This is a genomic window from Paenibacillus enshidis, assembly GCF_042136365.1.
GTDB lineage: Bacteria > Bacillota > Bacilli > Paenibacillales > Paenibacillaceae > Paenibacillus > Paenibacillus enshidis.
In genome coordinates, this window is the sequence record NZ_JBHHMI010000018.1 from 37,085 (window position 1) to 51,243 (window position 14,159).

A 14,159-nucleotide genomic window follows, 5' to 3' on the forward strand; every position below is an offset into this window, starting at 1 on the left:
ATATGGAAAGTCTTTTACTGATCCTGGTTGGCATGCTCGCTGCGATTAGCGGAGCTATTGCCGGTTTGGGCGGCGGATTTATTATCGTGCCGGTGCTGGCGTTCATGTACACCATCCCGGTATCCAACATTTCAGGAACGTCGATGGCTGTCCTATTCGTAAGTGCGATCTCAAGCACGCTGGCTTATGCAAGACAAAAAAGAATCGATTACCGCAGCGGCCTCGCCTTTTCAATAGCCATGGTTCCGGGTTCTGTACTTGGCGCCTGGACTACAGGCGTTGTTGGCAGTCGAGTCTTCTTTATTGCGCTGGGGCTGTTTCTGATGCTGATGGCTGTGGTGATTAATTTCAAGCCTACCCGCAGCCGGGGTGGCTTCCTGCGTCCGACGGTGTCGCGGGCGATTACGGATGCATCCGGGCTGAAGCATAGCTACTCGTTTAACATGTGGTTCGGCGCGACGGTGGCGTTTTTTGTCGGGTTCATTTCCAGCCTGTTTGGCATCGGCGGCGGCTCGGTCATGGTGCCCACGATGATTCTGTTTCTGGCGTTTCCGCCTCATATTGCGACGGCGACGTCCATGTTCTCCATCTTGCTTTCCTCTTTGGTGGGAACCGTATCCCATGTAGCTTTAGGCCATGTTATGTGGGGAACGTTCATATGGCTTGCCATAGGGGCACTTGTCGGAGGGCAGATCGGTGCGAAAATTGCATCCAAAATCCCGGCAAAGGTCATTATCCGCATCCTGTCGGTATGTCTGTTTATTGTGGCCGTCCGGCTGATGTTTAAAGGTTGAACGAAATCATGGGTTGCAGCAGGTGTTCTGTACCGATAAAATGGGAGGAGGAGCTTAGTGCTCATCAATGACTTTAGGGACAACCCTGAGCATTGCACAACTATTGCTGACAACCACAGGAGGAACGGACCGTTATGATCATCCAATTCATTCGTTATCGTTAATGAGAGGTACAGACCTATAGGCCCGGCTATTTTTTTCGTATGATGCCAGGGTTTATTTTTCTGTGCCTTTTTCATTCCCGATTAATGAATGAAAGGGTGTTTTTTTGTGTCCAAAAACGGGAAAATCCGCCTCTTGACTGAACATGTAAATATTTTTGCTTGTCCGCTTTGCTCAACGCCGCTGCATGTGACCAATCAAACGAGCCTGGTGTGTAAGAAGGGGCATTGCTATGATATCGCAAGACAGGGGTACGTGAACTGGCTTTCACATACGCCCAAAACGAAATATGACCAATCCTTGTTTACAGCGCGTTACAGCCTGCATCGGCATGGCTTTTTTGCGCCGCTGACGGAGTGCATCGTTGAAGCAATAATAGAGCATATGGATTCCGAAACCTCCAGAATCTCTAAAGCCTCCGAAACCGGAAGGCTTATAAAAATAATGGATGCCGGATGCGGCGAAGGCTCGCATTTGGTGGATGTTCTGAACGGCATGGGCAACAAGACGGCATATGAACTGCTGGGCGCAGGTGTGGACATTTCCAAAGAAGGCATCCGTATGGCGGCCAAGGCAGCCGCCTCGGCCATTTGGTGCGCTGCTGACCTCGCCAAAGCCCCATTTGCAGACGGCCAGTTCCACTGCATTCTGAACATCCTGTCACCTTCCAGCTATGGGGAGTTCAAGCGGCTTCTGGCGAATGGGGGAATGGTGATCAAGGTGGTGCCGGAAAGCGGATATTTGCAGGAATTGAGAGAGGCGCTGCATGGGGGCGGGACGCACAGCTATTCGAATCAAGCTACGCTGGAGCTGTTCGAAAGCCATTTCCAGCTCACCGACAGGCGGCGGGTAAGTTATAAACTATCCCTTGAAGGGCCGCAACTGGAACATTTGCTGAAGATGACGCCCTTGTCGTGGCAAGCGTCTGCCGAGGATGTTCGGCGGGTGCTGAAGCAGGAGCAGATGGATATTACGGTAGACCTGACAGTTTTGACCGGAAAACAGAAATAATTTCAACAACAATAAAATAAGCGAAGACCCCGCCTGGTGTTAACCGGAGACGGGGTCTTTGTCTTGGTGCCGCTGCTGGCGGGCATCGTGGATGAACTTCTCCAGCTCGCCTTCCTTAAGCAAATCAACGAAGGTTTGCAGCCACTCGTAAAATTCAACCGCATGGTACAGCTTGTGCAGATCCTTTAAGGCCGCCTGTCGCACATCGGCAGGGGTATCTGGATGCAAAATCAGCTCTTTAAGCTCAGGCGTTACCTGAGCAATAGACGCCGTCATCACATCATGCTCACGCTGTAGCTTGGTGGAGAAGAAATTGCGGAAAAAGGTATAAAAATCGCTTTGAGCCTGATACAGGTCCTTGCGCTCAAGCTTGATATCCAGCTTCTCAATCATGCTGTTATCCAGCAGTGACCTGGCCGCATAGCTCATATTGCTTTTGCTCATCTGCATCTTGTCTTTCATTTCCTCAAGCGTCAGCGGTCTGTCCTCGAAAAACATTCTTCCATACAATAGCCCCGCCGAGTGTGTGACACCGTACAAATCCATCGTGGCTCCGATGGCCTCAACAACCTTTTCCCGCAGCTGCTCCCATTGAGCAAGCGCTAGGGTCTCTTTTCCCGTCTGATTCACTATGGCAGCCTCCATAATACCGGTATGTACTTAATGGATACAAAATTTCTTGAATATTCATCATTATACCCCGCAGTTAACAAGGATGTAAGTCGAATTCCAATAAATGTAGGGGAATTCAACAAATTTTACGAAGATTGACCTTTAAAATTACATAGAGATAACCCAGTCTGAAAAAATGAAAGTACAATAATAACTATACGATAGCGAAAATTAAGATGTTTAAAGTGCTGTAAGAGATAATATTCAAAAAAAATTGTACACAAGAATGGGGCTGTTATGCATTGAATTGGAGAAAAAGATGGGGTGAACCGCAGGCATACGCTTTTATACTTCCGGCCATGGTCCCCCTGGTTGTGTTCTGGATTATTCCGATGATCTACATTACTTATTTAAGCTTCACGAGCTGGGATTTTATGAGTCCGGTGAAAACCTTCGTCGGTTTGGACAACTACAAATACCTGTTCCAGGACCCTGAATTTTATGCCACGATCCGGGCGACGCTCATCTTTGCGGCCGGGAGTGTTGTTCCGACGATGACGGTCGGGCTGCTGCTCGCTCTGCTTCTGCACGGCAAGCTTGCCGGGTCGGGCATATACCGGGCGATCATATTTTCCCCCTGGGTGACGCCGACCGTCGCGGTATCCATCGTGTGGGCCTGGATTTTCGAAGCGAGATCGGGCCTTGCGAATGCGGTACTGAGCGGGTTTGGGGTTGAAGCGATTCCGTGGCTGCAGGACGGAGCGTGGGCAATGGTTGCTATTCTCATCGTCACCATTTGGAAAGGGCTCGGCTGGGTGATGGTTTTCTACCTGGTAGCTTTGCAGTCGGTACCCGAAAGTCTGAAGGAAGCGGCGGCTATCGACGGCGCCGGTCCTTTGCGGATCTTTTTCGCGGTAACGCTGCCGCTCATTTCACCGACGACCTTTTTCCTGTTCATTATCCAGATGATTGATGCGTTTCAGGCGTATGACCAGATCAATATTCTGACTCAGGGCGGGCCTGCAGGCTCTACTCGCACCATGCTTTATCTGTATTATCAGGCGGCCTTCGACCAGTTCAATGTAGGACAGGCTTCGGCGGTTGCGCTTATGCTGGTTGTATTTATCGGGCTGTTTGCAGTCACTTCTTTTCTGGTGTCACGCAAAAATGTACACTATCTCTCTTAGAGGAGGCACGTTATGTTTCGTTCATCCATCCTGACTCAGATCATCAGGCATGCGGCGCTCATTCTGATCAGTCTGGCCATGGCTTTTCCTTTCCTGTGGATGGTCACCAGCTCGCTGAAATCCAATGATGAGATCAGGGCCTTTCCGCCTGTCCTGCTGCCTGAGGTGCCGCTCTGGAGCAACTTTGTGGAAACGTGGAACGCTGCGCCATTCGGGCAGTATTTGCTGAACAGTGTCTTTGTGGCAGGCATGATTGTCATTTGCCAGATCATCCTGTCGGCCCTGATGGCCTATGCGCTGACCCATATGCATTTTCCGTTCAAAAATGTGCTGCTTGGTCTCATCCTGACGATGTATATGCTGCCGGTATCCGCCACTTATCTGCCAAGCTATATCATTCTGTCGAGGCTGAACCTGATTGATACCTATACAGGTCTCATTGTCTCGAATGCGGTCAGCGTATTTTCCATTTTCCTGATCCGTCAGGCCTTCATGCAGCTGCCGAAGGAACTGGTCGAAGCCGGGAAAATCGACGGAGCAGGCCACATGCGTATTTTGTTTACATTGCTGTTTCCGCTGGCACGCTCCTCCTTCATCGTGCTTGCGCTGCTCAGCTTTATCTCGAATTACAACAATTATTTCTGGCCGATGCTCATTACCAAATCGCCTGAGCTCAACCTGGTGTCCGCCGGGCTGCGTTCCTTCTTCGTGGAGGGCGGGGGTTATGGCATGAAATGGCCGCTCATTATGGCAGGCAGCACGTTTACCATTGTGCCGCTGCTCGTGCTGTTCGTGATCGCCCAGAAGTGGATTATTAAGGGGGTGAACAACGCGTTCAGCGTGAACAAGGGGTAAAGCGTCGGGTATTACAAAAAAATGGAGGGATTACTGAACATGTTCAAGATGGCGAAGATGAAAGGCATTTTGTCAGGACTACTTATTCTGTCCTTTATCGTTCTGACCGCCTGCGGTGGCAATCAGAGCACAGGGGCGGAAGCCACGGAGAACCGCAGTGCTGGTGAAGCCGACGGAAAGCCGGTTGAAATCGAGTTCTGGTACGGCCTGGGCGGGAAGCTCGGGGATGAGATGAAGAGTCTGATTGATGAATTTAATGCATCCCAGGATGAAGTGATCGTCAAGCCAGTCGTGCAGGGCAATTATGATGAAACGAAGCAGAAGCTGCAGGCTGCCATTGCTTCCGGCAAGGTGCCGGCGGTGGCGCTTGCCTCTGACGTAGCTTGGGCAAAGAATGGATATTTTGCTTCCCTGGATGATTTCATTGCAGCGGATGATACGTTCAAGGCCGACGACTTTATTCCGGCATTTTTGAACCAGGGCAAAGTGGACGGCAAGCAGTATTTCATGCCAATGTATGGAACAACCCAACTGCTGTATTACAACAAGGACATGTTTGCGAAGGCTGGCATTACGGAAGAGGATATCAAGACTTGGGAAGGGATGGCGGAAGCGGCAAAAAAGCTCGCCGTCAAGGAAAACGGGAAGACGACCGTATATGGCTGGGAGCCGATGTGGGGCGCGGATAATATGATTGACGCGACACTGAGCCGGGGCGGCCGTATTCTCAGTGAGGACGGCAAGACCGTCATGTTTGACAGCCCTGAATGGATTGAAACATGGGATGCTTTCCGCAAATGGATTTTCGAGGATCAGATCATGGCGATTCACTCCGGCGGACAGGGCTGGGAATACTGGTACAAGACGATTGACGATGTGCTGCAGGATAAAGCAGCAGGGTATACAGGCTCCAGCGGAGACCAGGGCGATCTCGATTTCACCAAGCTTGCTGCGGCACCGCAGCCGGGCTGGGAAGGTCATGATCCAGCACCGGTCGCATCGGCCCTTCAGGCAGGCATCCTGGCCAAAGCTTCCCCAGAGGAGCAGAAAGCGGCTTATAAATGGCTGACCTTCTTCACCAAGGCGGAAAATACCGCGAAATGGTCGATGAATACCGGTTATATCGCCGTACGCCAATCCGCACTGGAAGTGCCGGAGTTCAAGAAGTACAGCGAGCAAAATCCGCACAGCAGGCAGCCTCTGCTGCAGGCGCAGCACGCTTCGGAGCCTTTCATCGATCCGACGGGCGGCAAAATTACGGATGCGCTCAAGGTAGCAGCTGATAAAGTGCAGATCTCCAACATGCCTGCCGAGCAGGCGCTGAAGGAAGCCAAGGAAGCTGCACAGCGCGCATTGGATCAGGTGACAGGAGGATAAAGACGCATGATAACGATGACTTCGAACGGGCTTCAGCCAGGACATTCACTTGCTGTGCATTCCTTCAGGTTGAATGACCCAGCCGAATGGCTGATTTTGCACGCAGAGCATCCGGAGAACATCTGGCTGCAGCTGGTGGTCAGGGATGCGGAGGGCCGGATCCGGATGCAGTACTTGACCAAAGGCCTGGAGCAGACGCTGGTGCTGTGCGCCGATCCGGGGCGTTCCACCTGCGGGTCCGTTCCAGGGCCGCTTCCGCAGGGGGAGTGGACCGTGCAGGTCTACGGGATGAAGCCCGAAGCGACCGCCACCTACACTTTGACCATTCAGACAGGGTTGGGGGCTCCCGACAGCGAAGGGACGCTGCCGCCGGTGGGCAAGTACCAGTGGACAGGGCCTGTTACCCCCGGGACGGCAATGTCCTATCAGAATTATCCATGGGACCGTGTTGCTGCTGTTGAACCGCGCTGGTACAGCGGAGACTTTCACATGCATACCCGCCTGACGGACGGCAAGCAGACTCCGGCAGAGTTGACCGCCCAGGCTGCAGGGCAGGGGCTGGATTTCATGGTGATTACGGAACACAATTTTCTGACGACAGGCTGGCCGGAGACGGAGCTGCTCGTGATACCGGGCGTGGAGGTGACGTCCTCCAAGGGGCATTTTAACATCCTCGGCATCCGCGAATGGATTGAATGGTTCGGCAGCGAAAGTCAGCCGGTGTTTGAAACCGTGGAAGGCATGGCGGTCATCCTGCAGGAAGCGAGGGAGCAGGGGGCGGTATGCAGCATGAATCATCCGGAGCTGGTTCCATGGCAATGGCAGCATGATGTGCGTCTGGATGCCTTTGATACGATTGAAATCTGGAATGATCCGACTTATCCGGACAATACCGCCGCAACGGAAAAGGCCTTGCAGCTGTGGGATGTCCTGTGGGCCCATGGCGTAATCCTCTGGGGCATTGGTGGCAGCGATACACATAATCTGCCTCATGAAAGCTATGAGCCGGGCGGGCCTCCATCGGTGGTGGGCGACCCGAGGACATGTGTCTGGAGCGGAGAACTGTCTGTGCAGGGAATTATGAGTGCCATCAGACAGGGACAGGTTTATGTAACACGCGGGCCTGAGCTTGATCCCTATGCTGCGGCGGGGGAGCGCGTGTTCCGGCCGGGGGAACGCATTCCGGCTGAAGTGGTGGAGGCGGCGGAAACTGTTGTCTGTCATTTGGGTCTGCGGGGCGTTCCTGCCAGTGCTTCTATCCGCTGGATTGTGGACGGCCTAACTGTGTCCGAGTCCAAGGTGGAGAGTGACCATGACAATTCGGAGGATTTTCTGCGGTTCAGCCACGAAGTTAACTGGCCGGATGAAGGCCTGCACTGGGTGCGCGCCGAGGTTCGGGATGGCGAGGGAAGGCTGCTGGCGTTTACGAATCCGGTGTACAAAGGGGAGCCTGTGCCGTCGCTTGCGACATGGGGCGATCTGAAAAAGAAGCTGGAGCCTGCCGCAGCAGCGCGTTGATCTGTCGTGCTGATCTGTCTGTAAGGAGAGGGAGTTGGCGAAGTGACAGCAGTACTGCAGGTGAATAACCGCGAGATGGAGATCGATGCGATCCTCTTTGACAAAGACGGCACACTGCTTCAATTTTTGCCCTTGTGGGGAACGTGGGCCGGAATCATGACCTCTCTTATGGCGGAATCCATTCAGGCATTGGGAAAAGGCGCGGATATTGCGCCAGAATCACTGCTCGGGGTAGAGCTGGATGAGCAAAAGCGGGTGGTCGCATATGACCTGGGCGGCCCCTTGTCGATTGCTTCCATACCGGAAATCGAAGGCGCATTGGCGTGGCAGTTGTACACCCGGGGCGTGCCCTGGAATCAGGCTCTGCAGCGTGTAAGAGAAATCCGGGCCGCGGCTGATGAGGAGGTGGAGCGGGAACGGCCGACCATGCCGCTTCCCGGACTGCTGCCTTTTCTGTCACGATGTATGGAAGCTGGCCTGTCGCTGGCCGTTGTGACGGCGGATCAGACAGCGGAAGCGGTCAAGCATCTGCAATGGCTTGGAGTGGCAGACTGCTTCAAGGCAGTCATGGGCCGGGACCGGGTAATCAACGGCAAGCCTTCGCCCGAGATTGTATACAAAGCCTGTGAGCTGCTCGGCGTCCTGCCCGCAAGGACGGTGCTGATTGGAGATACGGCAGGGGACATGCAGACAGGGCGGCTTGCAGGCGTCGGTCTGACCATTGGCATCGGCGGAGAAGCGCTGGCGGGAGCCGACGTCATGATCCGGTCGTATGATAAGCTGCGGATCGGGCATTCCGTGCTCCATGATGCCTGATTTTGGTATTGCTAATCACGAACATAATCTGTCCGGCAAAAAGGAATGAAAACATGTGGGCTGGATCTATTTATCCATGGCGATCGCTTTGGAACTGACAGGAACCATCATTATGAAATATTCGGCCGGTTTTACAAGGCTGCTGCCGTCTGTGCTGATGTTTTTCTTTTACGGGCTCAGCTTTGCTTCATTGAACCTGGCGGTGCGTACACTGAATCTGAGTCTGGCTTATGCGATGTGGTCCGGGTTAGGCACGCTTTTGATCACTCTGGCAGGGTATTACTTGTTTCATGAGGCGATCTCGCTGCGGCAGTGGATTTGTATCGCCATTATTGTGGCAGGCGTCATTGGACTTAAAGTGAATTAAGCTCTTACTGCGGCGGAAGCGAACTGGCCGTCCCCAATTGACATCCAAAATTAGTATATGTTATATAAGAAGAAGGATTAGCACTCATGATGGATGAGTGCTAATTGGCTGCGATACAGCGGATAACAATTCTGCACGACATATACTTTGATTTGGGAGAGGGGATCCAATTTTATGGCCAAAAAGCAATTTCAAGCCGAGTCCAAGCGCCTGCTGGAAATGATGATTAACTCGATCTATACGCAGCGTGAGATTTTTCTGCGTGAGCTGATTTCCAACGCCAGCGATGCGATTGACAAAATTTATTACAAAGCGCTGACGGATGAGAATCTGGTATTCAACAAAGAGGATTATTATATCAAGATCACGGCCGACAAAACGAACCGGACTTTGACCATTTCCGATACCGGGATCGGTATGAACAAGGAAGAACTGGAGAACAATCTGGGCGTCATTGCGAAGAGCGGCTCTTTGGCCTTCAAGAATGAAAATGAGCTGAAGGACGGTCATAACATCATCGGCCAGTTCGGGGTTGGCTTTTATTCCGCCTTCATGGTCGCGGATCAGGTTACAGTCATTACCAGAGCCTTGGGCAGCGATGAAGCGTTCAAGTGGGAATCCACAGGCGCGGACGGATATACCGTTGTGGCTGACGAGAAAGAGACTGTCGGTACGGATATCGTTTTGAAAATCAAAGACAATACGGAAGAGGACAATTACGACGAGTTTCTTGAAGAATACCGCCTGAAGGCGATCATCAAGAAATATTCCGACTTCATCCGCTACCCGATCAAGATGGATGTGAAGATCAGCAAGCCGGTTGAAGGCAGCGAGACCGAGCTTGAGGAAGCGGTTGAAGAACAGACGGTGAACAGCATGGTTCCCATCTGGCGGAAAAATAAAAGCGAGCTGACGGATGAGGACTATGAAAACTTCTATGCCGAAAAACGCTATGGCTTCGACAAGCCGATCAAGCATATCCATATCAGTGCGGACGGCGCGGTCGTCTACAACGCCATTTTGTTTATTCCGGAGAACACGCCGTTTGATTATTACACCAAGGAGTATGAAAAAGGGCTGGAGCTGTATTCCAACGGCGTCCTGATTATGGATAAATGCGCGGATCTGCTGCCAGACTACTTCAGCTTTGTTAAAGGCATGGTGGACTCCGAGGATCTGTCGCTCAACATTTCCAGGGAAATGCTGCAGCATGACCGCCAACTGAGCCTGATCGCCAAAAATATCAAGAACAAGATCAAAAGCCAGTTGCTCAGCCTGCTGAAGGATGAGCGGGAGAAGTACGAGAAGTTCTACACTTCCTTTGGCAGACAGCTTAAATTCGGGGTTTATAACGATTATGGCATGAACAAAGACCTGCTGCAGGACCTGCTGATGTTCTACTCCTCCAAAGAGAAGAAACTGGTTGGCCTGGATGAGTATATTTCCAGAATGCCTGAGGATCAGAAGTATATCTATTATGCCGCCGGCACTTCTGTCGAACGGATTGAAAAGCTGCCGCAAACCGAGCTTGTGGCCGATAAAGGCTATGAAATTCTGTATTTCACCGACGATATTGACGAATTCGCCATCAAGGTGATCGGCACTTATAAGGAAAAAGCCTTCAAATCGGTATCCAGCGGGGATTTGGGCATTGAAGCCGACAACGAAGATAAGGCGTCGGAGGAGGAAGAGAACGGGCATAAGGAGCTTTTTGAGGAAATGAAAAAGCTGCTGGACGGTAAAGTGACGGGCGTGCGCGCTTCCAAGCGTCTGAAAAGCCATCCGGTATGCTTGACCGCAGACGGCGATCTGTCTATCGAGATGGAAAAAATCCTGCAGGCGATGCCTGACAGCCAGAACATCCAGGCCGACAAGGTGCTGGAAATCAACGTAAATCATGATGTGTTCAAATCCTTACAGGATGCCTTCGAGCATGACAAGGAGAAGCTGAGCCTGTATACAAGTCTGTTGTACAATCAGGCACTGCTGATTGAGGGACTGCCAATTCAGGATCCTGTGGAGTTTACGAATGATATCTGTAAGGTGATGGTGTAGGTATAGAGCGACGTTTGTCCGCTCCGAGAACGAAGCATTCCTACAATCGCTGTTGACCCTTCGGGCCAAAGGCGAACGCTCCGCTTTTCCGGAATTGCTTCGTCCTCTCCGCTGCTGCGTGCTTATGCCTACTTGAGTGAAGTAAACAGGGTCACGGCTCAAATTAGCCGCGATTCCTGATTTGCCCAAAAGACCGGAAACAGGAGTAAGTTAACCTGTTCCCGGTCTTTTTAAGATCTAAAAAAATGCAAATCTCGAAGCAAAGATTCTAAGATAGCAAGGACTCCTTTGGTTCAACCGATGATATGGATACTGTGAAGGATATTCTCTATCAGAGTGCTTGAGCCTGTATAGTATTCGGACATCACCACATTTCAATGATTTCCTCTAGGAGAAATCCAGAATTCTCCTGATCTATGCAATAAAAGAAGACGGAGATCGATCCTGTACGATAGATTTCTTTTCTTCCGATAATTCCTGTCAAGGGATAGACTTTATACAGAGATGTAGTATATAATTTTATTACATAATATTCCTTACAGAAATTTTTATGCAGCCAGAACTCACTTATTGATTTCTATCCTAAGTTGAGAATGGGGAGATGATTGTGAATCATGCAGAACTACTGAAGGAATTTGATTTTTTTAAAGTGCGCGATGGACGATTTAGAATTTCGCTAACAAGTACCTGTAATGCCCGTTGCTGGTTCTGTCATAATGAAGGAGCTGTACCTCCAATTGAAGTGGAGAACAACAAGGAACTGCAACACAAGAAGCATATTTGCTCTGCGGAAGAATATATTATGCTTGTGAAGGGACTTATACGTCTTGGAATCAGCAGACTATATTTTACCGGAGGAGAACCACTCATTTCCCCAAAACTGGAGCCGATTTTGGCCACCATTCCTCCCCATGATCCTGAGAGTTTCAAAGTAATATTAGCTACGAATGGCGTACTCTTGAACAAGAAAATACATGAGTTGAAAAACAAGCCTATTGATAAGGTTAAGATTTCGTTACACGCATTCAGTGATGAAAGTATGTGGAATGTTGAACGGCTATCATGCATTGAGGAAGTAAAAGAGAGTATTAGAACGGCCAGGTCTATTTTTCCCGAAGTCGAAATAAACACTCTGCTCATGCCTGAAAACCAGCATGAAATATTGGATATCATTCAGTTTGCCCGGGAACTTAAAATAGATATAGAAATATTAGAATTAGTATGGACGGACTACAATAGACCCACCTATACGGACAAAAGGTTGAGTACAAATGATTTAGCTTCTGAGCTTGTACTCCTTGGCGGAAATGAAAAGTTAAGTACGCCAGGTATTGGAGTCAATCTAAAAATCATTGAGTTTGAAAATAGTTCCGTTAAACTCATGGATAATTCGCTAGGAAGCTCGTATGTAGGAACTTGTCAAACTTGTTCGTTACGTTCGGCCTGCATAGAGGGGTTCTGGTCCATTCGAGTGGATCCCGAAGGCTATGCCCAACCATGTCTGTTACGTACTGATCTTCGGGTGGACTTGAAGCCTCATCTACAAAAAGAAGGTGACTTGGAATCGTTCATTCCTTTATGGATCGGCGCATTTATGAAAGGTGAACCAATGCCCGATATATTTTTGGAGGAGGGTGTTTTCTGAATGGGAAAGAAACACCATTTGAGCCGTAATGTTCTTTGTATGGTTGTCATAAGTCTAATTGCTAACATGAGTGGGAGTATGATACTTCCACTCTTCGCTATTTATGTAGAGAAATATGGAATTACCGCCTTTAGTATGAGTGTGCTATTTGCACTTTTTTATGTAGGGAGGTTCCTGGGTGGAGGCATTACAGGAAAACTTTATAATAAAATTGGAGCTAAACGTATCGGAATAGGCTTATTGTGCGCGGAAATTGTATGTATGGTTAGTTTTCCATTAGCCACAAATTTCTGGGTACTTGCCGTTCTAAGACTTATCCAAGGTTTGGTAGCAGTTGGCTTGAGTGTATTTGTACGAATTACCATTAATAATTTAAGTTCTAATGAAAATCGTGGAACATTGAACGGTTACATGAGCAGTAGTGAGGGAGCCGGAATGATCCTTGGTCCCGTTATGAGCGGCATCATTGTTCTATATTTCTCGCTCTCGCTCCCTTTCTATTTTGTTGCATTTTTTGCCTTTATTTCTCTGATCGCTGTATCTAAAATGATTTTCCCAAAAGAATCGGCTAATTTACAAACCGATGACCAAGAAGGAATAGCGAGTCCACTAAGAAATTTAAACAGGAAACTCTTTTTATATTCAAGTGTCCATTTTATTGAAATGAGTGCATACGCCATTTTTTTAACCTATTTCTCCGTGTATGCAAAGTACAAATTAGGCTGGGATACCTTTGACATAAGTCTTGCATTTGCCATTGTCGGAATATCTACATTTTTGTCTGCCCCTTTTATTGGTAAGATATCCGACATTCTTAAAGACAGGTTACTCCTTTGCATTATAGGGCTATTTTTAATCATGGTGGAAATAATCCTCTTTTTATTCTTTAACGAAAAATGGGTCGTTTATTTAGGAATGCTAATTGGTGGAATTGGCGGAGCGAGCTATCTTGATTCATTTTTTTCCCACATTGGAGACGTTATTCCCAATGCGCAGCGAAGCATATTTATGGGGAACCTGGCTTCTCTATCCGAATTGGGGGCCATCATCTCGCCACTTATTGCCGGTATTTTAATTGAACAAATCAATATTACAGCTCCGTTTTATTACAACATTATCTTGGTCATCATCGCTATGCTCATTCAGGCTGTGGTTCGATCAAAACTAAAAAAGAAAAAAAACAGCGAATATACGATAGGGATGTGAACATGCATCATGGAGCGTTTTTCACTTCATTGTGGAGTAAATTTATTGCTGTTCCACAAGCAAGATATTTTATTGCTCCTACGTAACAACACAGGCTTTGCAGACGGGATGTTCGGGGTAGTAGGCGGTCATCTTGACGGGGGAGAATCGGCGACCTCTGCATTGATCCGAGAAACACAGGAAGAAATCAATATACAAGTACAACCTCAGGATTTAAAACTGGTAGTTACCGTTCATCGAATGCTTGATCACTGTGAGTATATTGATCTATTTTTCAAGACGGATACCTGGGAAGGAGAGTTAAGAAATAATGAGCTACATAAACATCTCCATTATGCATGGTTCCCTGCATACGATTTACCAAAAAACACTATGCCACTCGTTTATCATGTCCTTGGAAATTACCTGAGTGGCATGAACTACCTTGAATTTGGATGGGACAACGAAAGGTGATGGGAGTGCAGCGGTGCGAACCGACTGTTGTAGAGACGACCGATCCGAGAACGAAGCATTCCTGCAATCGCTGTTGACCCTTCGGGCAAAAGGCGACCGCT

Annotated in this window: 13 protein-coding genes; 12 read left to right on the forward strand and 1 reads right to left on the reverse strand. The window is 49.3% G+C overall.

Annotated features, from left to right (window positions below):
- Positions 1-2: 2 nt before the first annotated feature.
- A complete protein-coding gene (locus ACE41H_RS17985) occupies positions 3-794 on the forward strand; it encodes a sulfite exporter TauE/SafE family protein (protein ID WP_375356902.1) in 792 nt (263 codons plus the stop codon).
- A 270-nt stretch (positions 795-1,064) separates the two neighbouring features.
- Positions 1,065-1,967 carry a putative RNA methyltransferase gene (locus tag ACE41H_RS17990; protein WP_375356904.1) on the forward strand — a complete coding sequence of 301 codons (903 nt, stop codon included), beginning with the start codon at positions 1,065-1,067 and terminating at the stop codon, positions 1,965-1,967.
- Between the two features lie 39 nt (positions 1,968-2,006).
- Here the strand turns inward: ACE41H_RS17990 and ACE41H_RS17995 are convergent, their stop codons facing one another.
- On the reverse strand, positions 2,007-2,597 hold the full coding sequence (locus ACE41H_RS17995) for a GbsR/MarR family transcriptional regulator (protein WP_375356906.1): 591 nt from the start codon (positions 2,595-2,597) through the stop codon (positions 2,007-2,009).
- Positions 2,598-2,938: 341 nt separating this feature from the next.
- On the opposite strand from ACE41H_RS17995, the gene ACE41H_RS18000 reads away from it, so the two are divergent.
- From ACE41H_RS18000 to ACE41H_RS18045, 10 genes are all read left to right on the forward strand, one after another.
- Positions 2,939-3,766 (forward strand): carbohydrate ABC transporter permease, encoded by an 828-nt coding sequence (locus tag ACE41H_RS18000; RefSeq protein ID WP_375356963.1) that lies wholly within the window; start codon positions 2,939-2,941, stop codon positions 3,764-3,766.
- 12 nt (positions 3,767-3,778) lie between these two features.
- Positions 3,779-4,621, forward strand: coding sequence for a carbohydrate ABC transporter permease (locus ACE41H_RS18005; RefSeq protein ID WP_375356907.1), 843 nt, complete (start codon positions 3,779-3,781; stop codon positions 4,619-4,621).
- 39 nt (positions 4,622-4,660) lie between these two features.
- The gene (locus tag ACE41H_RS18010) at positions 4,661-5,998 is read left to right on the forward strand and encodes an ABC transporter substrate-binding protein (RefSeq protein ID WP_375356908.1); all 1,338 of its coding nucleotides are present in this window, start codon (positions 4,661-4,663) and stop codon (positions 5,996-5,998) included.
- 6 nt (positions 5,999-6,004) lie between these two features.
- Positions 6,005-7,516, forward strand: coding sequence for a CehA/McbA family metallohydrolase (locus tag ACE41H_RS18015; protein WP_375356910.1), 1,512 nt, complete (start codon positions 6,005-6,007; stop codon positions 7,514-7,516).
- Positions 7,517-7,558: 42 nt separating this feature from the next.
- Positions 7,559-8,332, forward strand: a complete 774-nt coding sequence (locus ACE41H_RS18020) for an HAD family hydrolase (protein WP_375356911.1) — start codon at positions 7,559-7,561, stop codon at positions 8,330-8,332.
- 55 nt (positions 8,333-8,387) lie between these two features.
- Positions 8,388-8,699, forward strand: coding sequence for a DMT family transporter (locus ACE41H_RS18025; RefSeq protein WP_375356912.1), 312 nt, complete (start codon positions 8,388-8,390; stop codon positions 8,697-8,699).
- 174 nt (positions 8,700-8,873) lie between these two features.
- A complete protein-coding gene (gene htpG, locus ACE41H_RS18030) occupies positions 8,874-10,754 on the forward strand; it encodes a molecular chaperone HtpG (RefSeq protein WP_375356913.1) in 1,881 nt (626 codons plus the stop codon).
- A gap of 607 nt (positions 10,755-11,361) precedes the next feature.
- The gene (locus ACE41H_RS18035; RefSeq protein WP_375356914.1) at positions 11,362-12,399 is read left to right on the forward strand and encodes a radical SAM protein; all 1,038 of its coding nucleotides are present in this window, start codon (positions 11,362-11,364) and stop codon (positions 12,397-12,399) included.
- Positions 12,400-13,605 (forward strand): MFS transporter, encoded by a 1,206-nt coding sequence (locus ACE41H_RS18040; RefSeq protein WP_375356915.1) that lies wholly within the window; start codon positions 12,400-12,402, stop codon positions 13,603-13,605. It begins immediately after the preceding gene.
- Between the two features lie 9 nt (positions 13,606-13,614).
- Positions 13,615-14,058 carry an NUDIX hydrolase gene (locus ACE41H_RS18045; RefSeq protein ID WP_375356916.1) on the forward strand — a complete coding sequence of 148 codons (444 nt, stop codon included), beginning with the start codon at positions 13,615-13,617 and terminating at the stop codon, positions 14,056-14,058.
- Positions 14,059-14,159: the final 101 nt, after the last annotated feature.

Excerpts from the sequence above, each read along its gene's own strand:
- ACE41H_RS17985 (WP_375356902.1), top strand. The coding sequence starts at position 3 with ATGGAAAGTCTTTTACTGATCCTGGTTGGCATGCTCGCTGCGATTAGC.
- ACE41H_RS18000 (WP_375356963.1), top strand. The coding sequence starts at position 2,939 with ATGGTCCCCCTGGTTGTGTTCTGGATTATTCCGATGATCTACATTACT.
- ACE41H_RS18005 (WP_375356907.1), top strand. The coding sequence starts at position 3,779 with ATGTTTCGTTCATCCATCCTGACTCAGATCATCAGGCATGCGGCGCTC.
- ACE41H_RS18010 (WP_375356908.1), top strand. The coding sequence starts at position 4,661 with ATGTTCAAGATGGCGAAGATGAAAGGCATTTTGTCAGGACTACTTATT.
- ACE41H_RS18015 (WP_375356910.1), top strand. The coding sequence starts at position 6,005 with ATGATAACGATGACTTCGAACGGGCTTCAGCCAGGACATTCACTTGCT.
- htpG (WP_375356913.1), top strand. The coding sequence starts at position 8,874 with ATGGCCAAAAAGCAATTTCAAGCCGAGTCCAAGCGCCTGCTGGAAATG.
- ACE41H_RS18040 (WP_375356915.1), top strand. The coding sequence starts at position 12,400 with ATGGGAAAGAAACACCATTTGAGCCGTAATGTTCTTTGTATGGTTGTC.
- ACE41H_RS18045 (WP_375356916.1), top strand. The coding sequence starts at position 13,615 with ATGGAGCGTTTTTCACTTCATTGTGGAGTAAATTTATTGCTGTTCCAC.